At 61.2% G+C, this 20,169-nt stretch carries 15 protein-coding genes; all 15 read left to right on the top strand.

Features of this window, described 5'->3' with window-relative positions:
* Window positions 1–67: 67 nt before the first annotated feature.
* The 15 genes from J2Y39_RS05760 to J2Y39_RS05690 all read left to right on the top strand — a co-directional run bounded on the left by J2Y39_RS05760 (window position 68) and on the right by J2Y39_RS05690 (window position 20,039).
* Window positions 68–1,114, top strand: coding sequence for an alpha/beta hydrolase (locus tag J2Y39_RS05760; protein ID WP_310215847.1), 1,047 nt, complete (start codon window positions 68–70; stop codon window positions 1,112–1,114).
* Window positions 1,115–1,126: 12 nt separating this feature from the next.
* On the top strand, window positions 1,127–2,080 hold the full coding sequence (locus J2Y39_RS05755) for a D-2-hydroxyacid dehydrogenase family protein (RefSeq protein WP_041480978.1): 954 nt from the start codon (window positions 1,127–1,129) through the stop codon (window positions 2,078–2,080).
* A 590-nt stretch (window positions 2,081–2,670) separates the two neighbouring features.
* Window positions 2,671–4,257, top strand: a complete 1,587-nt coding sequence (gene glgA, locus J2Y39_RS05750) for a glycogen synthase GlgA (protein ID WP_016774645.1) — start codon at window positions 2,671–2,673, stop codon at window positions 4,255–4,257.
* A gap of 17 nt (window positions 4,258–4,274) precedes the next feature.
* Window positions 4,275–6,077 (top strand): malto-oligosyltrehalose trehalohydrolase, encoded by a 1,803-nt coding sequence (gene treZ, locus J2Y39_RS05745; protein ID WP_310215843.1) that lies wholly within the window; start codon window positions 4,275–4,277, stop codon window positions 6,075–6,077.
* Window positions 6,074–8,152, top strand: a complete 2,079-nt coding sequence (gene malQ / locus J2Y39_RS05740) for a 4-alpha-glucanotransferase (RefSeq protein ID WP_095179954.1) — start codon at window positions 6,074–6,076, stop codon at window positions 8,150–8,152. Before treZ ends, malQ begins: the two co-directional genes overlap by 4 nt.
* Window positions 8,149–10,923, top strand: coding sequence for a malto-oligosyltrehalose synthase (locus J2Y39_RS05735; protein ID WP_310215841.1), 2,775 nt, complete (start codon window positions 8,149–8,151; stop codon window positions 10,921–10,923). Before malQ ends, J2Y39_RS05735 begins: the two co-directional genes overlap by 4 nt.
* Before the next feature lie 21 nt (window positions 10,924–10,944).
* Entirely contained in the window at window positions 10,945–11,283 is a 339-nt protein-coding gene (locus J2Y39_RS05730; protein ID WP_252885989.1) for a DUF2934 domain-containing protein, read from the top strand.
* A gap of 239 nt (window positions 11,284–11,522) precedes the next feature.
* A complete protein-coding gene (glgX, locus tag J2Y39_RS05725) occupies window positions 11,523–13,682 on the top strand; it encodes a glycogen debranching protein GlgX (RefSeq protein ID WP_041480983.1) in 2,160 nt (719 codons plus the stop codon).
* A 1-nt stretch (window position 13,683) separates the two neighbouring features.
* Window positions 13,684–14,682, top strand: coding sequence for an acyl-CoA dehydrogenase (locus tag J2Y39_RS05720; RefSeq protein ID WP_150635384.1), 999 nt, complete (start codon window positions 13,684–13,686; stop codon window positions 14,680–14,682).
* Complete coding sequence (locus J2Y39_RS05715) at window positions 14,679–15,437, top strand: PIG-L family deacetylase (protein ID WP_310215837.1); 759 nt, start codon at window positions 14,679–14,681, stop codon at window positions 15,435–15,437. Before J2Y39_RS05720 ends, J2Y39_RS05715 begins: the two co-directional genes overlap by 4 nt.
* Entirely contained in the window at window positions 15,434–16,033 is a 600-nt protein-coding gene (locus J2Y39_RS05710; protein ID WP_056785814.1) for an SAM-dependent methyltransferase, read from the top strand. The genes J2Y39_RS05715 and J2Y39_RS05710 overlap by 4 nt, the downstream gene beginning before the upstream one ends.
* A complete protein-coding gene (locus tag J2Y39_RS05705; protein ID WP_095179947.1) occupies window positions 16,030–16,689 on the top strand; it encodes a glycosyltransferase family 2 protein in 660 nt (219 codons plus the stop codon). Before J2Y39_RS05710 ends, J2Y39_RS05705 begins: the two co-directional genes overlap by 4 nt.
* A 178-nt stretch (window positions 16,690–16,867) precedes the next feature.
* Entirely contained in the window at window positions 16,868–17,626 is a 759-nt protein-coding gene (locus tag J2Y39_RS05700; RefSeq protein ID WP_056785811.1) for a PIG-L deacetylase family protein, read from the top strand.
* 198 nt (window positions 17,627–17,824) lie between these two features.
* Window positions 17,825–18,607, top strand: coding sequence for an endonuclease/exonuclease/phosphatase family protein (locus tag J2Y39_RS05695; protein WP_056786852.1), 783 nt, complete (start codon window positions 17,825–17,827; stop codon window positions 18,605–18,607).
* 379 nt (window positions 18,608–18,986) lie between these two features.
* Window positions 18,987–20,039 (top strand): autotransporter outer membrane beta-barrel domain-containing protein, encoded by a 1,053-nt coding sequence (locus J2Y39_RS05690; protein ID WP_310215829.1) that lies wholly within the window; start codon window positions 18,987–18,989, stop codon window positions 20,037–20,039.
* Window positions 20,040–20,169: the final 130 nt, after the last annotated feature.

Here is a 20,169-nt window from a genome sequence, read left to right as displayed (position 1 = left end):
GCCTTTGTTTAACGTCGGCGTAATCCCGACCTTCCAGAGTCGGCCAATTTTCAAGGAGTTTGTGCTTATGTCCGTCACGCTTTCCCGCTGGCTGCCCGGCCTGGTCCTCAGCGCTGCCTTGCCGTTAATGTCGCACGCAGCCACTGAAACCGCCCCCGCCGAAGGGCCTGCCTATGGCCCGGAGCTGCAAGGTTTCCAATACCCCTACACGCTTAAACATTTCGCCTTCGAATCCCAAGGCCAGAAGCTGCAAATGGGCTACATGGACGTCGCCGCCAATGGCAAGGCCAACGGCCGCACCGTGGTGCTGATGCACGGCAAGAATTTCTGCGCAGCGACCTGGGACAGTTCGATCAAAGCCCTGAGCGACGCCGGCTACCGCGTGATTGCGCCGGATCAGATCGGTTTCTGTACATCCAGCAAACCTGAGCATTATCAGTACAGCTTCCAGCAACTGGCCACCAACACCCAGCAATTGCTCAAGGCTTTGGGCATTCAGAAAGCCACTGTGCTCGGCCACTCCACCGGCGGCATGCTCGCCACCCGTTATGCGCTGCTGTTCCCTGAGCAGGTTGATCAACTGGCGATGGTCAACCCGATCGGTCTGGAAGACTGGAAAGCCCTCGGCGTTCCGTATCGCACCGTCGATCAATGGTATCAGCGCGAATTGAAGGTCACGGCCAAGGGCATTCGCGACTATGAGCGCACCACCTATTACGACGGCCGCTGGAAGCCGGAATTCGATCGTTGGGTCGACATGCTCGCCGGCCTGAGCAACGGTCCGGGCAAGACCCAGGTTGCGTGGAACTCGGCGCTGATCTACGACATGATCTTCACCCAGCCGGTGTACTACGAGTTCAAAGACCTGAAGATGCCGACCCTGTTGCTGATCGGCACCTCCGACACCACCGCCATCGGCAAGGACCTCGCGCCGCCGGAAGTGAAAGCCAAAATCGGTCATTACGAGGTGCTTGGCAAACAGGTCGCCAAGCTGATTCCGCAGTCGACGCTGATTGAATTCCCGGGCATGGGTCATGCGCCGCAAATGGAAGAACCGGAGAAATTCCATCAGGCGCTGCTTGGCTGGCTGGGCAAGACTCCTTCCGCTCCTTGATGAGGCAAGCCGATGACGGTGCAGATTGCAGTGATCGATGACTGGCAGGACGTGGCCCGCGACGTGGTCGACTGGTCCGCGCTCGAGGGCATCGGTGAAGTAACCTTTGTGCATGATTACCCGGCCGACAACGCCACACTGGCCGAGCGCCTTGGCAAGTACGAGGTGATCTGCGTCATGCGCGAACGCACGCGCTTCGACGCCGATTTGCTCGGGCGCTTGCCCAATCTGAAGTTGCTGGTCACCGGCGGCATGCGCAATGCCGCACTGGACATGCCGGCCGCAGCAGCACTGGGCATCAAGGTCTGCGGCACCGATAGCTACAAACACGCCGCGCCGGAACTCACCTGGGCGCTGATCATGGCGGCCACCCGTGATCTGGTGAAGGAAGCCAATGCGCTGCGGGCCGGCCAGTGGCAGCAGGGCCTCGGCGGCGATCTGCATGGCAAGACCCTGGGAATCCTGGGTTTGGGCAGCATCGGCCAGCGGGTCGCGCAATTCGGTCAGGTGTTCGGCATGCGGGTGATCGCCTGGAGCGAAAACCTCACCGCCGAACGCGCTGAACAGGCCGGCGTGACGTACGTCAGCAAGCAACAACTGTTCGAGCAGGCCGACGTACTGTCGGTGCATCTGGTGCTCAGTGAACGCAGTCGCGGTCTGGTTGATGCCCAGGCGCTGGACTGGATGAAACCGAGCGCGCTTTTGGTCAACACCGCTCGCGGGCCGATCGTCGATGAAGCGGCGTTGATCAAGGCGCTACAGAAACGGCGCATTGCCGGGGCAGCGCTGGACGTATTCGAGCAAGAGCCGTTGCCGGCCCTGCACCCGTTTCGCACGCTGGACAATGTCCTCGCCACGCCGCATGTGGGCTATGTCAGCCGGCAGAATTACGAACAGTTCTTCCGGCAGATGATCGAGGATATTCAGGGTTGGGCAGCTGGGGAGCCGGTGCGTCTGTTGAACTGAGCCCATCACTTTAAAGTTGAGTTGCTTCAACCGCCCTCTTCGCGAGCAGGCTCGCTCCCACAGGTTGTACGCGTTCCAATGTGGGAGCGAGCCTGCTCGCGAAGAGGTCATCTCAGATACCACTCTGCAATACGCTCGCACCACAACGGTGCAACTCGCCCTTCCCCTAGCACAAAACCGTGACTACCCAGTCACTGTTTTGGCCCACTCCGTCCAAAAAACATGCCCTTCGTCGGAGCGTTTTCCCTCCTGAACCCTCGCTAACATCCCGACACAACCGATTGTCGAACAATTTACCCATTTGCCCTAACCCGCTCTAGGATCTGGCCTAGACTGATTTTTCAGTGGCCAAACCACTCGGTCATACCGACGAAAAAAAGTCGAAACTTTTGCTTCACGCCACAGGTCATCAGAACAACTGGGCGAAAGCGACTGGTGTAATCCTTGCAACGGCCTCACCACCCATTCTGCTTGCGCGTGTTGGGTCAGCATTTGCTCACCGATGCGTGGCGCCTTTGCGCCCGGCCACAGGACTTGGCCACGAAACAGCTTGTTCGAGACAAGAATCAGATCACACACGGGAGATACATATGATCAGTGCGGCATTGGATATTCAGGGAGAGCGTGCTCACCAGTCGCTTGGAGAATCGAGCACCATCAGTGTTCCCGGCAGCCGACAGATCAACGTACCCGGCACCAAGACGCTTGCTCCGGTAGCAAGCCAGAATCCCAACAAGAAAAAAGTGTTGTTCGTGACCTCTGAGATCGCCGATCTGGTCAAGACCGGCGGCCTCGGTGACGTCTCCGCCGCCTTGCCCCGGGCGATGGCCCACCTGCATGACGTGCGGGTGTTGATTCCCGGGTATCCGCAAGTGGTGCACAGCGAAAACCCGATTCACATCATCGGCGAGCTGGGTGGCCACGCCGCGCTGCCACCTTGCAAGATCGGTCGTATGGACATGCCCGATGGTCTGGTGATCTACGTGTTGATCTGCCCTGAACTCTACGAGCGTGAGGGTGGCCCTTACGGCGCCAACAACGGTCGCGACTGGCCGGACAACCATATCCGCTTCGCCCGTCTCGGCCTGGCCGCTGCCGACATCGCCGCCAATCTTGCGCAAATCCACTGGCGCCCGGATCTGGTGCACGCCCATGACTGGCCGGCTGGCCTCGCGCCCGCTTACATGCACTGGCGCGGGCAGCGCACGCCAACGCTGTTCACCATTCACAACCTTGCCTACCAGGGCGTGACGAGCCTCGGTTCCTGCCCGGAGCTGGGGATTCCCACCCATGCCCTGCAACAGGAAGGCATGGAGTTCTACGGCAAGATGTCGTTCCTCAAGGCCGGCATGGCCTATTCGAGCCACATCACCACCGTCAGCGCGACGTATGCGCAAGAAATCACCACCCCGGACTTCGGCTGCGGCCTCGACGGTTTCCTTGCCGCCAAGACCCAGCAAGGCCTGCTCAGCGGTATCCCGAACGGCATCGACGAGAGCTGGGATTCGGCGACCGACCCGCACCTGTTTGCCCCGTTCGCCATCGGCGACTGGGAAGGCAAAGCGGTCAATGCCGCCCATGTCCGTGAGCTGTTCGGCCTGAATGACTCCACCGGCCCGCTGTTCGCAGTGGTATCGCGCCTGGTCTATCAGAAAGGTCTGGACCTCACCGAAGCGGTGTCCGAGTTCATCGTGCAGAACGGTGGCCAGATCGCGATCATCGGTCGCGGCGAGCCGGAAGAAGAGCAGGCCATGCGTGAACTGGCCCTGCGCTTTCCTGGCCAGATCGGCGTGCGCATCGGCTTCAACGAAACCGATGCCCGACGTATGTTCGCCGGCAGCGATTTCCTCTTGATGCCGTCGCGCTACGAGCCTTGCGGCCTGAGCCAGATGTACGCCCAGCGTTTCGGCTCGCTGCCGGTCGCGCGCAACACCGGCGGCCTGGCCGACACCATTGAAAACGGCGTCACCGGTTTCCTCTTCGATGAGTCCACCGTTGATAGCTACAAGGAAGCCCTGAGCCGCGCGTTCAAGGTGTTCGCCTTTCCGGAATTGCTCAATGCCATGCGTTGCCGGGCCATGGCTGCACCGTTCAACTGGAGCAAAGCGGTTGAACCGTACGCCGAACTTTACGAACAACTGGTCGCCAAGGCGTTGGGTAAAGCCAGCCACAAATAACCAGGGAGTTGCAGAAGATGCCGTCAAGGACCCAAGAAACCTGGCCCCACGGCGCGATCATGCTGGATGCCGAGCACACGCAATTTGCGTTGTGGGCGCCTGACGCGTTCTACGTCAGTGTGGAACTGGAAGATGGAAAATCGTTGCCCATGCTGCCTCAGGGTGACGGTTGGTTTGTAATCAAGGCCAATTGCCCGGCGGGCAGTCGCTACCGTTACTGCATCGATGGCGAACTGGAGGTGCCGGACCCGGCCTCCAGGGCGCAGGATGGTGACCTCGACCGCCACAGCGTAGTGGTCGACCCCCATGCCTATCAATGGCGGCACACGACCTGGAATGGTCGGCCGTGGAGCGAAGCGGTGATTTACGAGATGCACGTCGGTGCGCTCGGTGGATTTGCCGAAGTCGAACAGCATATGGCGCGGCTGGTGGCGCTGGGCATCACCGCGATCGAACTGATGCCGCTGGCGCAATTTCCCGGTGATCGCAACTGGGGTTACGACGGGGTGTTGCCCTATGCACCTCAAGCCTCCTACGGCACCCCCGAACAACTCAAACACCTGATCGACACCGCCCACGGCCATGGCCTGGCGGTGATTCTCGACGTGGTCTACAACCACTTCGGCCCCGACGGCAACTATCTGCATCGTTACGCCAAAGGCTTTTTCCGCGAGGACAAGCACACGCCATGGGGCGCAGCGATCGATTTCCGCCGCCCGGAAGTGCGCGAGTTCTTCATTGAGAATGCACTGATGTGGCTGCTCGAATACCGTTTCGACGGCCTGCGTCTGGATGCGGTGCACGCGATTGAAGACCCGGATTTCCTCAGCGATCTGGCCCGGCGCATTCGCCAGCAGATCGACCCGACCCGGCACGTCTGGCTGACCGTCGAAAACGAGCTGAACCAGTCGAGCCTGCTGGAAAACGATTACGACGCGCAGTGGAACGACGACGGTCATAACGCGTTGCATGTGCTGCTGACCGGCGAAACCGACGCCTATTACGCCGACTATGCCGCGCAGCCCACCGAGCAACTGGTGCGCTGCCTGAGTCAGGGCTTCGTATTCCAGGGCCACATCACTCGCCATGGCGAACCTCGCGGCGAGCCGAGCGAACATCTGCCCTCCACCGCTTTCGTGTTGTTCCTGCAGAACCATGACCAGATCGGCAACCGCGCGTTTGGCGAACGTCTGCATCAGCTTGCCGACCCGCGTGCGGTGCAGGCGGCGACGGTGTTGTTGCTGCTGTCGCCGATGATTCCGCTGATGTTCATGGGCGACGAGTTTGCCGCCGAGCAACCGTTCCTGTTTTTCACCAGCCACCACGGTGAACTGGCGGAACTGGTGCGTGAAGGTCGGCGCAACGAGTTCGCCGCATTCAGTGCCTTTACCGATCCGCACAAGCGCGAACAGATCCCTGATCCAAATGCCGAAAGCACTTTCCACGCTTCGCAGCCGCGACTGTCCGGCAGCGGTACGCCATTGCAACAGCAGACCCATGAGCTCTACCGGCAACTGCTGAAGTTGCGCCATCAGTACATCATTCCCCATCTCTCCGGGACCCAGGCTCTGGGCGCGCAAATGCTCGGCTATGGAGCGGTCAGCGCGCGCTGGCGGCTGGGCAACGGCAGTGAGCTGCGAATTGACCTGAACCTCAGTGACACGCCAGTGGTCAACCCTGCACAGACCGATACCGAGTGGCTGTTTCAACAGCCAGTCGCGATCGAACTGTCGGACCCGAACCAACTGCCGGCGTACACCGCGCTCGTCAGCCTCACGGCCGCACCCCTTTTGCACCCCCTGGATGGAGAGCGCCTATGAGCGATGCGCAACTGGAAATACTCGCCAGTCGAGCCGGCCTTGCCGTCGACTGGATCGACGCCAACGGGCGTCAGCAAAAAGTCGCTCCCGCTGTGTTGCGCAATGTCCTGATCGGACTCGGCCACCCCGCCAGCACCGCGCAAGAAATCGATGCCAGCCTGTTGCAACTGCAAGAAGTCCAGCAAGACCGCCATCTGCCGCCCCTGCTGACCTGCGACGTTGGCGTTGCCCTCGACCTGAGTCGCTACTTCACACCGGAGACGCCCTGCGAGATTCATCTTGAAGACGGCTCGCAGATGAACCTCAAGCTGGACAACGAAGCCATGTTGCCCGGCTTGATTCCGGTCGGTTACCAGCAAGTGCACATCGGCGATCAGTATTTCACTCTCGCTGTGGCGCCTGAGCGTTGTTTCAGCGTTGGCGATGCGGTCGATAGTCCGATCCCGCGCGCTTGGGGTCTGAGCGCCCAGCTGTATTCGCTGCGCCGTCCGGGTGACGGTGGTTTTGGCGACACCCAGGCGCTGGAGGAATTGGTTCGTGTAGCGGGTGAACGCGGCGCCGATGCGCTGGCGATCAGTCCGATGCACGCGATGTTCAGCTCAGACAATGGCCGCTACAGCCCTTATTCGCCGTCCAGCCGCTTGTTTCTCAATTCACTGTACGCAGCGCCGGGCAGCATTCTCGGCGAGCGCGCATTGCGTGACGCAATCGATGCCAGTGGCCTGGCCGCGCAGTTCGACCAGTTGGAAAATCTCAAGCTGATCGACTGGCCTGCCGCCGCCCAAGCCAAGCAGAAACTGCTGCAAGCCTTATATGACGGTTTCGTCGCCGGCGAGCATCCGCTGCACGCCGACTTCGCCAGTTTCCGTCATGCCGGTGGCGAAGCGCTGGAGAACCATTGTCGCTTCGAAGCGATTCAGGAAATGCGCGCCGCCCGTGGCGAAAGCCTCGACTGGCGCGAATGGCCGGAGCACTGGCACGACCCGCGCGGCGCGGCGCTGGGCGCTTTTGCCGAAGAATATGCCGAGCGCATCGGTTATTTCGCCTTCTGCCAATGGCTGATCCATCGCTGCCTCGAGCGCGTGCAATCTGCCGCGCGCAGTGCCGGCATGGGCATTGGCCTGATCGCCGACCTCGCCGTCGGTGCTGACGGTGCCGGCAGTCAGGCCTGGAGTTTCCAGGATGAATTGCTCGCCTCGCTGACCGTCGGCGCGCCACCGGACATTCTCAATCGCAGCGGTCAGGGTTGGGGCATTTCCGCGTTCTCGCCGGAAGGGCTGATCCGCAATGGTTTCCGTGCCTTCATCGAGATGCTGCGCGCCAACTTCGCCCACGCCGGAGGCCTGCGCATCGACCATGTCATGGGCCTGCAACGCCTGTGGGTGATTCCCAACGGCGCCGCCCCGGCCGATGGCGCCTATCTGTATTATCCGTTCGACGACATGCTGCGCCTGCTGGCCCTCGAGTCGCATCGGCATCAAGCCATCGTGCTCGGTGAAGACCTCGGCACCGTGCCGGAAGGCCTGCGGGAAAAACTCGCCGCGCGCTCGATTTTGGGCATGCGCGTGCTGTTGTTCGAACAGGACAATACCCGCTTCAAACCGATTCTCGACTGGCCGGATGATGCCTTGGCCACCACCAGCACCCATGACCTGCCGACACTCAATGGCTGGTGGCATGGCCGCGATATCGACTGGAACGCGCGCCTCGGTCTGGTCGATGCCAACGGCGAAATCGACTGGCGCCGGCATCGCGAGCGTGAACGCGAAGGCCTGCGCGATGCGCTGCGTCAGGATCCACAGAACTTCCGCGAAGAGTCTCACGAAGCCGATCAAGTGGTCGATGCCAGTGTGCGTTTCCTCGGGCACACCCGCGCGCCGCTGGTGCTGCTGCCGCTGGAAGATGCCCTGGGTATCGATGAACAGCCGAATCTGCCTGGCACCACCGATTCACATCCGAACTGGTCGCGACGTTTGCCCGGTCCCAGCGAAGCGTTGCTGGACGGCCCCGATGCCGCCCGCCGCCTGGAACTGCTGGCCTGCGCGCGCCTTCAAGCCTCTGAGCGTGACCAATGAATCAACAGCAAATCCAGCCACTGCGCGCCACGTTGCGCCTGCAATTTCATAAAGGTTTTACCCTCGAACAAGCGGTGCCACTGGTGCCGTACTTTGCCCGACTCGGCATCAGCCATATCTACGCCTCGCCACTGCTGGCGGCGCGCGCTGGTTCCATGCATGGCTACGACGTGGTCGACCCGACCCAAGTCAATCCGGAACTGGGCGGCGAGCCGGCATTGCGCAAACTGGTCAGCACCCTGCGTGAACACAACATGGGGCTGATTCTCGACATCGTGTCCAACCACATGGCCGTGGGCGGCAATGACAACCCGTGGTGGCTTGACCTGCTCGAATGGGGACGCCTGAGTCCGTATGGCGAATTCTTCGACATTCAGTGGCACTCGCCGGACCCGTTGATGGAAGGCCAGTTGCTGCTGCCGTTCCTTGGCAGTGATTACGGCGTGGCGTTGCAGGAAGGTACGCTGAAGCTGAAATTCAACGCGCAGACCGGCACTTTTTACGTCGAGCATTACGACCACCACTTCCCGATCTGCCCGAACAACTATGGCGAGCTGCTCAAGTCCGACGACACGCTGAAATCGCTGGCAGATCGCTTCAGTACGCTCAGTTACCAGACCGATGCTCACTCGCTGGCGATCCCGCTGAAGCAGGAGTTGCGCGAGCTGGCAAGCGATCCGCGTGTTCTGGCCACCATCGAAAGCAATGTCGCCCAATACGATTCCACCACTGACGAGGGCTTCCACAAGCTCCACGAGTTGCTCGAGCGGCAAAGCTATCGCCTGGCCAGTTGGCGCACGGCGGCGGACGACATCAACTGGCGGCGCTTCTTCGACATCAACGAGCTTGGCGGTCTGCGAGTGGAGCGCCCGGCAGTGTTCGAAGCAACCCACGGCAAGATCTTCCAATTGGTTGAAGAAGGTCTGGTCGACGGCCTGCGCATCGACCACATCGACGGCCTCGCCGACCCGCGTGGCTATTGTCGCAAGTTGCGTCGGCGTCTGGATCACTTGGCACCGGGACGTCATCTGCCGATCTATGTCGAAAAGATCCTCGGCGAGGGCGAAACCCTGCGCCGCGACTGGAGCGTCGACGGCACCACCGGTTACGAGTTCATGAATCAGCTGTCGCTGCTGCAACACGACCCGGACGGCGAACATGTCCTCGGCGAACTCTGGCAGCGCCGCACCGAGCGCCCGGCAGCGTTCATGGAAGAAGCGCAACTGGCCCGTCAGCAGATTCTCAACGGTTCGCTGGCCAGCGACTTCGAAAGTGTCGCGCAGGCGCTGCATCAAGTCGCGCGGGATGACTTGATGACCCGCGACCTGACCCTGGGCGCGATTCGCCGCGTGCTGCATGCGTTGATCGTGCACTTCCCGGTTTACCGCACCTACATCAGCGCCTTGGGCCGCTCGGAACAGGACGAGGCGATTTTCCAGCACGCCATGGACGGTGCGCGGCAAACCCTCAGCGAAGCTGACTGGCCCGTGCTCGACTCGGTTGCCAGCTGGCTCGGCGGCACGCCATGGCGACGCAAGCCGCGCGGGCGCTCGCGCAAGATCCTCAAGCATGCCTGCGTGCGGTTCCAGCAACTGACTTCGCCGGCAGCGGCCAAGGCTGTGGAAGATACTGCGCTGTATCGCTCGGCGGTGCTGCTGTCGCGCAACGATGTCGGTTACAACACCGAGCAATTCAGTGCGCCGGTCAGCGAATTCCATGAAGTCAATCAACAGCGCATGGCCGAGTTTCCTGACAACCTGCTCGCGACTGCTACCCATGACCACAAGCGTGGCGAAGACACTCGCGCCCGGCTGGCCGTGCTGAGCGAACGCAGCCATTGGTACGCCGATCAGGTTGAACTGTGGCGCGCCCTCGCCCGCCCGGTGCGCATCGAAGATGACGCGCCTTCCGCTGGCGACGAACTGATCCTCTATCAGGCATTGCTCGGCAGTTGGCCGCTGGACCTGCAGGACGATGACCAGGCCGGTTTCGCCGATTACGCCAAGCGCATCTGGCAGTGGCAACAGAAAGCCCTGCGCGAAGCCAAGCTGCAAAGCAGCTGGAGCGCGCCGAATGAAGCCTATGAAAACGCGGCCCAGGCTTTCACGGAGAAGCTGCTGACCGGTGAAGAAGGCGAGTTGCTGCGTGCGGCGCTGAGCAAGACCGTCAACAGCATCGCCGCTGCCGGCGCGCTCAACGGGCTGGCGCAAACCTTGCTGCGCATGACCGTGCCGGGTGTGCCGGATCTCTATCAGGGCAACGAGTACTGGGATTTCAGTCTGGTAGACCCGGACAACCGCCGGCCGGTGGATTACGCCGCCCGCGAGCAAGCGTTGCAGGCATCCGTGCCGGGTACCGAACTGCTCAAGGACTGGCATGACGGGCGCATCAAACAGGCGCTGATCAGTGAGGTGTTGAACCTGCGCAAGGAACACGGCGAGCTGTTCCGCCGTGGCGATTACCAGCCATTGGAAGTACTGGGCAGTCAGGCGCACAACGTCTTGGCATTCGCGCGTGAACACGAAGGCGTGCGGGCCATTGTCGTAGTGCCGGTGCGTTGCGCAACGTTGCTGGAAAACAGTGCCATCCCGCGGGTCGATGCGCTGCGCTGGGGCGATACGCGGGTGGTTTTACCGTCTGCCGCTTCGGATGCAAACCTGAAGGGACTTTTTGCCAGCAGCGTAGTCACACAAAACAGGGAGCTGAATGTCAGCGAAGCGCTGGGGGATGTCCCGGTCAATCTCTTTATCCAACACTTAACACAAGCATGAGTTCAGTTCAGGAGCATTGCGATGAGCACCGACGATAAACGCATTCGCGAATTCGCCTATCAGATCTGGGAGTCGGAAGGGAAACCTGAAGGCCACGAAGAACGTCATTGGGAAATGGCGCGCAAGTTGGCCGAGGCCGAAGCGCTGGCACCCAAGAAGCCACCCAAGGCGGCTGGCAGCAAAGTGGCTGGCAAAACTACAAGCGCAGCAGCGAAAAGCACCGACGGCAAGACACCGGCAGCCGCCAAAGCCAAACCAGCGGCGAAAGCCAAGCCTGCGGCCACGGCCAAAGTAGTCCCGCCGGGCGAAAAGGCTGCCGAGAAAAAGCCGCGAGCCGCGAAGAAGCCTCCGGCGAACTGACCCGATCCATTTTTGAACTGAATGACTGTGTGGCGAGCGTGCTCGCCACAAGGGGTTCTTGCGCCCCGAAGAAAGCCCTTCTTGGGGCAAAACACACCACCCTGTGGGAGCGAGCCTGCTCGCGAAAGCGCTAGGTCAGTTGGTGAAAACGTCGAATGTACCGACGCTTTCGCGAGCAGGCTCGCTCCCACAAGGAAATCTCATTGCCTGAACTGTCCCGTTTTTTTGCAGGAGCAATCATGACCCGTCCAAAGAAAGCCGAACCCGCTGCGCACGCCGAGCCATCGAGAATCCGTGAAGGCCTGCCCTTCCCGCTGGGTGCGACCTGGGATGGTCTGGGGGTGAACTTTGCTCTGTTTTCCGCCAACGCCACCAAGGTTGAGCTGTGCATTTTCGACGATGCCGGCGAAGTCGAACTCGAACGCATCGAGCTGCCGGAATACACCGATGAGATCTACCACGGCTACCTGCCGGATGCGCATCCTGGCTTGATCTACGGCTACCGCGTTTATGGTCCTTATGACCCGGCCAATGGTCACCGTTTCAACCACAACAAACTGCTGATCGACCCTTACGCCAAACAATTGGTCGGCGAGCTGAAATGGTCGGAGGCGCTGTTCGGCTACACCATCGGCCACCCCGACGCCGACCTCAGTTTCGACGAGCGTGACAGCGCGCCATTCGTGCCCAAGTGCAAGGTCATCGACCCGGCCCACACCTGGGGCAATGACCATCGCGTCAGCGTGCCGTGGGACAAGACCATCATTTACGAAACCCACGTGCGCGGCATCAGCATGCGTCACCCTTCGGTGCCGGAAAACCTGCGCGGCACCTTTGGCGGCTTGATGGTCGACGACGTGCTTGAGCACATTCGCAAGCTCGGTGTTTCGTCTGTCGAACTGCTGCCGATTCACGCCTTCGTCAACGATCAGCATCTGCTGCAGAAGGGCATGACCAACTATTGGGGCTATAACAGCATCGCGTTCTTCGCCCCGGACCCGCGTTATCTGGCCAGCGGCAAGATTGCCGAATTCAAGGAAATGGTCGCGCACCTGCACGATGCCAATCTCGAAGTCATTCTCGACGTGGTCTACAACCACACCGCCGAAGGCAACGAGCAAGGCCCGACCCTGTCGATGCGCGGTATCGACAACGCCTCCTACTACCGCTTGATGCCCGACGACAAGCGCTACTACATCAACGACTCCGGCACCGGTAACACCCTGGACCTGAGTCACCCGTGCGTGCTGCAAATGGTCACTGACTCCCTGCGCTACTGGGCCAGTGAGATGCACGTCGACGGTTTCCGTTTCGACCTGGCAACCATTCTTGGCCGTTACCACGATGGTTTCGACGAGCGCCACAGCTTCCTCGTCGCCTGCCGTCAGGACCCGGTGCTGCGTCAGGTGAAGATGATCGCCGAACCCTGGGACTGCGGTCCCGGCGGTTATCAGGTCGGCAACTTTCCGCCGGGCTGGGTTGAGTGGAACGACAAGTTCCGCGACACCGTGCGTGCGTTCTGGAAAGGCGACGACGCTCAGCTTGCCGATTTCGCCAGCCGCATGACCGCTTCCGGCGAAATGTTCAACCAGCGCGGGCGCCGGCCGTATTCGTCGGTGAACTTCATCACCGCCCACGACGGTTTCACCCTCAACGATCTGGTCTCGTACAACGACAAGCACAACGAAGCCAACGACGAGAACAATCAGGACGGCAGCAACAACAACCTGTCGTGGAACCACGGCGTCGAAGGCCCGACCGACGATCCGGAAATCAACGCTCTGCGCCACCGGCAGATGCGCAATTTCTTCGCCACTCTGCTGTTGGCCCAAGGTACGCCGATGATCGTCGCCGGTGACGAGTTCGCGCGCACGCAGGACGGCAACAACAATGCCTATTGCCAGGACAGTGAGATTGGCTGGGTCAACTGGGACCTGAGCGAGGACGGCAAGGCCCTGCTCAAGTTCGTGAAACGCCTGATCAAACTGCGCCTGACTTATCCGATCCTGCGTCGCGGACGTTTTCTGGTCGGCGAGTACAACGAAGATATCGGCGTCAAGGACGTGACCTGGCTGGCACCGGACGCCACCGAAATGACCACCGAGCACTGGCACGATGCGCACAATCGCTGCCTCGGCATGCTGCTCGACGGTCGCGCGCAGGAAACCGGCATCCGTCGCAAAGGCGCCGACGCGACGCTGCTGCTGGTGGTCAACGCACACCATGACATCGTCAACTTCACCCTGCCGGAAGTACCGGATGGTGGCTTCTGGACGTGCATGATCGATACCAATCAGCCGTCGATTCGCGGCCAGGAACGCTTCGAATTCGGTCACGAGTATTCGGTGACCGGGCGTTCGTTGCTGTTGTTCGAACTGCAACGCGACGAAGAAGATTGATATGGACTTTCAACATTATCTGGCTCGCCGTCCGCCAGATTACGCCGACACCAATGCCCTCGGCCGTTGCCTGCGAGCAATGGTCGAGGCCGGCCTCGACCGCTTGCCGTTGCCCGGCAGCGGTCACACGCTGGAGCGCTTCCAGCGTCTATCGGAGGTGGGCGGACACGATCTTGGGCTGTGCAAACTCTATGAAGGCCACACCGACGCTCTGGCGATCATCGAGCAATTGGGCGGTACGCCAACCCCGGGCAGCACGTGGGGCATGTGGGCCGCCGAACCGCCGCAGGCACGGGTGAAAGTCACGCCGTCCGGGCATATGGTGATGCTGAACGGGCGCAAGGCCTGGTGCTCTGGCGCTGCGGTGCTCAGCCACGCCTTGCTCACTGCGTGGGACGCTGATGATCAGCAGCAATTGGTTGCAGTCGCACTCGATCAACCTGGCGTGACCATCACCGATCAAGGCTGGCAAGCGGTGGGCATGGCGGCCACCGGCAGCGTCGAAGTGCTGTTTGAAAACGCCGAAGCGCAGGCCATTGGCAACCCCGGTGATTACCTGCAACGGCCGGGGTTCTGGCAGGGCGGGATCGGTATCGCGGCTTGCTGGTACGGCGCTTCACGGCGGATTGCCGAAGGGCTGCGTCAGCATTGCGCGCAACGCGATGAACCGCACGCCCTCGCCCATCTCGGTGCGACTGACACGGCACTGCAAGCAGCGGCCGACGTGTTGCGCTTCAGCGCGTTGCAAATCGATGCGCAGCCTGAGGCTGACGCTGAACTGCTGGCCCGTCGCGCCCGCGCGGTGGTCGAACAGTCTGCCGAACAGGTCATGCGTGAAGTCGGGCGGGCGCTGGGTGCCGGGCCGTTTTGTCAGGATCGGCATTTTGCGCGACTGAGTGCCGACTTGCCGGTGTTTCTGCGCCAGAGTCACGCCGAGCGCGACCTTGCTGCGCTGGGCCAGCGGATTGCCGGTCAATCCTGCGAGGTCTGGGCGTTATGAAGGACAACCCGATCGTCGGCCAGGGCACTTCACTGCAGCAATGGCAGGGTTCGCGGCGTCTGGCCGAACTGCCCGCCATCGACGTTCTTGACCTGGTACCGCTGGGTTCGCGGGCGGTGATCATCGCGCCGCATCCGGATGATGAAGTGCTCGGTTGCGGCGGCATCATGCAGTTGCTGGCGGCAGCCGGACGGCCGTTGCAATTGATCTCGGTTACCGATGGCAGCGCCAGTCACCCCGGCTCGCAGCGCTGGACAGTCGAGCGTTTGAGCGTGGTGCGTCCGCAGGAGTCTGCCGAAGCCTTGCGTCGTCTCGGTCTGCCGATGCATAGCCTGAAATGGCTGCGCGGCGGATTTACCGACACCCAAGTGGCGGCGCAGGAAACCGGGTTGAGCGAATTCATCGCCGGTTATCTGCACGCCAGTGATGTGGTTTTCACTACCTGGCGCCAGGACGGTCACAGCGATCACGAGGCCGTCGGCCGCGCCAGTGTCGAGGCGGCGCGACGCGTCGGTGCGACCTGCCTTGAACTTCCGGTCTGGACCTGGCACTGGGCAACCCCGGAAGACGTCTCGGTGCCATGGGAACGCGCGCGCAAGATTCTTCTGTCACCCACGCACATCGCGCGCAAACGCCACGCGGCCCACGCGTTCGCCAGCCAGTTGGAAGGCGACCGCGACGTCGGGCTCGGGCCGGTGCTTGCGCCCTATGTGCTTGATCGTTTGCTGCAACCTTTTGAAGTGGTGTTCCTGTGAGCGTCGATGACCGCTATTTCGACGGCCTGTTCGCGGGCAATGACGACCCATGGGCGTTCCGCCAGCGCTGGTACGAGCAGCGCAAACGCGCGATCACCCTCGCCGCCCTGCCGCGTCCGCGCTACAGGTCGGTGTTCGAACCGGGTTGCGCCAACGGCGAACTGAGTGCAGAACTGGCTCCGCGCTGCGACCGCCTGTTGTGCTGCGACACGGCGAGCGCGGCAGTGAAGCTGGCGCGTACGCGCTTGAGCGTGTTCGAGCATGCCGAAGTCCGTCAGGGCCGCCTCCCGGCTGACTGGCCGGAGGAAAAATTCGACCTGATCGTATTCAGCGAAATCGGCTACTACCTCGACGAAAAAGATCTGACAGAAATGATCCGCCGGATCAGTGAGTCACTGACCGCCGACGGCCAATTGCTGGCTTGCCATTGGCGCCCGCCGATCGAGGGCTGCCCGTTGAATGCACGTCAGGTCCACGATCAGATTCACGATCAATTGGCTTTGCCGCGTCTGGTGCTGCATCAGGAAGCGGATTTCATTCTCGAACTGTGGAGCCGCGAGCCACGCTCGGTGGCGGCACTGGAGGGCTTGCGTTGATCGGTATCGTGATTCCTGCACACAACGAAGAAGCGCTGCTCGATGAATGCCTGCGCGCCGCCCTGCGGGCCAGCCAGCATGGGCAACTGGCCGGCGAGCCGGTGGAAATCCTGGTGGTGCTCGACAGTTGCAGCGACGCCTCGGCGCAGATTGTCAGCGCTTATCCGGTGCTGAGCCTGCAGATCGACGCACGCAACGTCGGCGAAGCCCGAGCCGCCGGTGCGCGACTGCTGCTTGAGCGCGGTGCCCGCTGGATAGCCTGTACCGACGCCGACAGCCGCGTCGCCGATGACTGGCTGGCGGCGCAACTGGGACTGGAGGCGGACGCAGTGTGCGGCACGGTGACCGTCGAGCACTGGCACGAATCGATCGATGAAGCGGCGCAGATTCGCTATCACCGCCATTATCAGGCCCGCGATGGCCATCGACACATTCACGGCGCCAACCTCGGTGTCAGCGCCGAGGCTTATCGCCTGGCCGGCGGTTTCAAACCGCTGACCTGTGACGAGGACGTGCAACTGGTGCGTGCGCTGGAGCGCAGCGGTGCGAATATCGCCTGGAGTCATCGCCCGCAAGTGCACACCAGCGCCCGTCTCGACAGTCGGGCCAAGGGCGGATTCGGTGACTTTCTGCGCAATCTGGCACAGCTGGAATAAAAAAATACGGATCAGATTGATCTGTGACGCGACGAATCGGCTGTCTTGAGCAATACTCTGCCTCGCAGTAATCCAAGGGTTGGAGCACTGCACCGTTGCTATTCATTTGCCTTCACGGGCCGCGATCAGCGTTGGCTGCTCACGACTGAGGGCGAGCTACCACAAGGACGTCGCACTCATGAAATCGTCATTGATCAACGAACACGGCCTGCCAGCACAGATCTGGAACAGCGCGCCGCAACTCGACAATATTCCCGTCATCAACACCCACAGCCTGGTTCCCGCCGGCGCCCGCGCCGTGGTCATCGCCCCGCATCCGGGCGATGAAGTGGTCACTTGCGGCGGTTTGCTGCAATTGCTCTCCAGCCTTGGCCATCCCCTGCAATTGCTCTCCATTACCGACGGCAGCGCCAGCCACCCCGGCTCGCGGCAATGGTCGGAACAACGCCTGAGTGTATTCCGCCCGCAGGAAAGCGTCGAAGCCCTGCGCCGCCTCGGCCTGCCCATGCACAGCCTGAAGTGGGTGCGCGGCGGCTTTACCGACAACGCACTGAGTGATCAGCAAAGCCAGCTCACCGAGTTCATCGGCCGCTACCTGCGACCGGGCGACGTAGTGTTCAGTACCTGGCGCAAGGATGGCCCGCCGGATCATGAAGTGGTCGGCCGCGCCAGTTTCGACGCGGCGCAAAAGGCCGGGGCGACCTATCACGATGTGCCGGTGTGGGCCTGGCACTGGCCGGAGCGCGAGCAGCGCATGATTCCCTGGGAACGCGCGCGCAAGCTGCGTCTCGACACCTGGACAGTCGCGCGCAAGAGCCACGCCACCCACGCTTACGCCAGCCAGCTCAAGGGCGAACCGGCCATCGGCATCGCCCCGCTGCTGCCCCCGGTGCTGCTGGAGCGGATGCGCTTGCCGTATGAAATCGTCTTCTTCTGAACGGCGGAAGCTCACAATACCTGTGGGAGCGAGCCTGCTCGCGAAAGCGGTGTGTCATGTGTCAGATGTATTGAATGTGATGAAGTCTTCGCGAGCAGGCTCGCTCCCACATTGGCCCAGCAGTGAATCATCGGAAGGAACTGCCACCCCCTCAAACCAGTCGCATGAACAGGCATGGCCCAATTCAGAGGAGTGAACGTGTCCAGCGATCCCAAGCGTCAAGTGGTCGACGCGCCAGTCATTCATCGCCTGCGGGTACTCACGGTCAACACCCACAAGGGCTTCACCGCGCTGAATCGGCGGTTCGTTCTCCCGGAGCTGCGCGAAGCGATGCGCAGTACCTCGGCCGATCTGGTGTTTCTGCAGGAAGTGGTGGGTGAACACGAACGCCATTCGAGTCGCTACAACGACTGGCCGCAGACCTCGCAATACGAATTCCTCGCCGACAGTATGTGGAGCGATTTTGCCTACGGCCGCAACGCCGTTTACCCCGACGGCCACCACGGCAACGCGCTGCTGTCGAAATACCCGATCCGCGAATACCGCAACCTCGACGTGTCGATCACCGGGCCTGAACGGCGCGGCCTGTTGCACTGCATTCTTGATGTGCCCGGGCATGCCGAGGTGCACGCGATCTGTGTGCATTTGAGTCTGCTGGAGAGCCATCGGCAATTGCAGTTGCAGCTGCTTTGCCAGTTGCTTGAATCACTGCCCGACGATGCGCCGGTGATCATTGCCGGTGATTTCAATGACTGGCAGTTGCAGGGCAACGCCGCCCTCGCCCGTCGCGACTATTTGCACGAAGCTTTTGAACGTCATCATGGGCGCCCGGCGAAAACCTATCCGGCGCGTTTTCCGCTGTTGCGCCTGGACCGGATTTACCTGCGCAATGCCAGCAGCCACGATCCAAGGATTCTCGGCAACAAGCCGTGGACGCATTTGTCGGATCATCTTCCCTTGGCGGTTGAAGTGCACCTCTAGCTGCATTTTTGACAGCCATCTAATGACAGGTCGTTCCGGCAATTACCGCTCGGAAGGACCTTTCGTCGGCGGCAAAAAACCGTCAGATGCACCCTTCGCAAGCGTTTTTCCATGCAAACAAGCACTTAGTTATGTGCAGAAAAACAAACGCTTGCGATTGCTGATTTAAGCGCGCCATTCATCGTGCATTTTCTTGACGCGCGAGCATCGCTCTTCTTATCTCTACCTTACTACCCCCGGAATCACTACTGGGGCTGACCTTCCGGCACTCGCGAAATCGAGCAGCCGCGGTTCGCCCCGCTCTATTCGGTCGCCCCTCGTTCGGGGTAGGAGAGACGCCAAACTCGAGATGACGCATGCGCTTGCAAGGTAGACCTCCATGAAAACTTCACTGACCCCACATGAATTGAAAATCACTTTTTGCACAGTGTCAGGTTCGCTGTTGCTGTGCTCGTCCATGGAGGCGCATGCGGAATTTTCGGCGGATGAACCCGCGTGGTATCGCGCCGATGTCCCTGTGATGACCTTGCCATTGACCGTGATAACGCCCGGACCGCTGCCATTGAGTCAGCAGAGTTCGCGCCTGATCACCGAAGATCTTGCGCCCTCCGCATGGGACGAGCTGTACGGCAAAAGCGCCCGGCGCGCGCAGACGGATGCATTGTCCTCCGGTTACGCGATGCCTGGCGGCGAGTTCAAAGGCCCGGCGGTGGTCACGTTGAAAAGCAGCAGTGGTGCCACCCAGACCCTTGGTCTGATCGGCGGCGATAATCAGATTCAGATGAATGCCGGTGGTGCGCTGACCCGACGCGCCCTCGCCGACCGCAACACTGACAGCCTCAACCTGCAAGGCCAGAGCCTTGGCGCCTATTACAGCCTGGTCGGTGCGCAGGGCTGGCACGTCGACCTGTCGGCCAGTGGCGGTCGGGTCAGCGGTTTCAGTCGGAGCCCACAAGGCAATCGGCAAGCCACCGAAGGCAACGCGATGACCTTTTCCGTTGAAGGCGGTTATCCGATCGGCTTGAGTGACAACTGGGTGGTCGAACCACAGGCGCAACTGATCAACCAGCGCATCAGCCTCGACGCGCCTTATGCAGGCTCGGGCAACGCCTCGTCGACCGACCTGACCGCGTGGAGTGGCCGTGTCGGTGCGCGATTGAAAGGCAGTTATGACTTGAACGGGTTGCCTGTTGAACCCTACGTGCGCACCAACCTTTGGCACACGGTGTACACCGGCAGCACGGTGACCCTCGATCAGGTCGACAAGATCAGCAGCAGCCGCAAGTCTTCAACAGTGGAATTGGGCTTGGGACTGGTGGCGCGGGTCACACCGGCAGTAAGCCTGTACATGAGCGCCGATTACAGCAGCGATGTGGATGACAATGATCTGAACGGCATTATCGGCAGCCTTGGAGTGCGGATGCGTTGGTAATCTGCTGAACGCTGAAGAACCTTGTGGGAGCGAGCCTGAACTGGTCAAGTAATATTGGACACCCGTTAGGGTTTTTCAGGCCGCCATTTTCTCCATGGCGACCGGTGACCGGTAGTTGTTGTAGCTATGG

This window comes from Pseudomonas sp. 2957, from assembly GCF_031456345.1.
In the GTDB taxonomy this organism is placed as follows: domain Bacteria; phylum Pseudomonadota; class Gammaproteobacteria; order Pseudomonadales; family Pseudomonadaceae; genus Aquipseudomonas; species Aquipseudomonas siliginis.
Note: the sequence above shows the minus strand (reverse complement) of the source record. Positions and strands in the feature narration are given on the sequence as shown.

What these genes read in the sequence shown, in the direction of transcription:
- J2Y39_RS05760 (WP_310215847.1), top strand. Translation starts at nt 68, where the DNA reads ATGTCCGTCACGCTTTCCCGCTGGCTGCCCGGCCTGGTCCTCAGCGCT.
- J2Y39_RS05755 (WP_041480978.1), top strand. Translation starts at nt 1,127, where the DNA reads ATGACGGTGCAGATTGCAGTGATCGATGACTGGCAGGACGTGGCCCGC.
- glgA (WP_016774645.1), top strand. Translation starts at nt 2,671, where the DNA reads ATGATCAGTGCGGCATTGGATATTCAGGGAGAGCGTGCTCACCAGTCG.
- treZ (WP_310215843.1), top strand. Translation starts at nt 4,275, where the DNA reads ATGCCGTCAAGGACCCAAGAAACCTGGCCCCACGGCGCGATCATGCTG.
- malQ (WP_095179954.1), top strand. Translation starts at nt 6,074, where the DNA reads ATGAGCGATGCGCAACTGGAAATACTCGCCAGTCGAGCCGGCCTTGCC.
- J2Y39_RS05735 (WP_310215841.1), top strand. Translation starts at nt 8,149, where the DNA reads ATGAATCAACAGCAAATCCAGCCACTGCGCGCCACGTTGCGCCTGCAA.
- J2Y39_RS05730 (WP_252885989.1), top strand. Translation starts at nt 10,945, where the DNA reads ATGAGCACCGACGATAAACGCATTCGCGAATTCGCCTATCAGATCTGG.
- glgX (WP_041480983.1), top strand. Translation starts at nt 11,523, where the DNA reads ATGACCCGTCCAAAGAAAGCCGAACCCGCTGCGCACGCCGAGCCATCG.
- J2Y39_RS05720 (WP_150635384.1), top strand. Translation starts at nt 13,684, where the DNA reads ATGGACTTTCAACATTATCTGGCTCGCCGTCCGCCAGATTACGCCGAC.
- J2Y39_RS05715 (WP_310215837.1), top strand. Translation starts at nt 14,679, where the DNA reads ATGAAGGACAACCCGATCGTCGGCCAGGGCACTTCACTGCAGCAATGG.
- J2Y39_RS05700 (WP_056785811.1), top strand. Translation starts at nt 16,868, where the DNA reads ATGAAATCGTCATTGATCAACGAACACGGCCTGCCAGCACAGATCTGG.
- J2Y39_RS05690 (WP_310215829.1), top strand. Translation starts at nt 18,987, where the DNA reads ATGAAAACTTCACTGACCCCACATGAATTGAAAATCACTTTTTGCACA.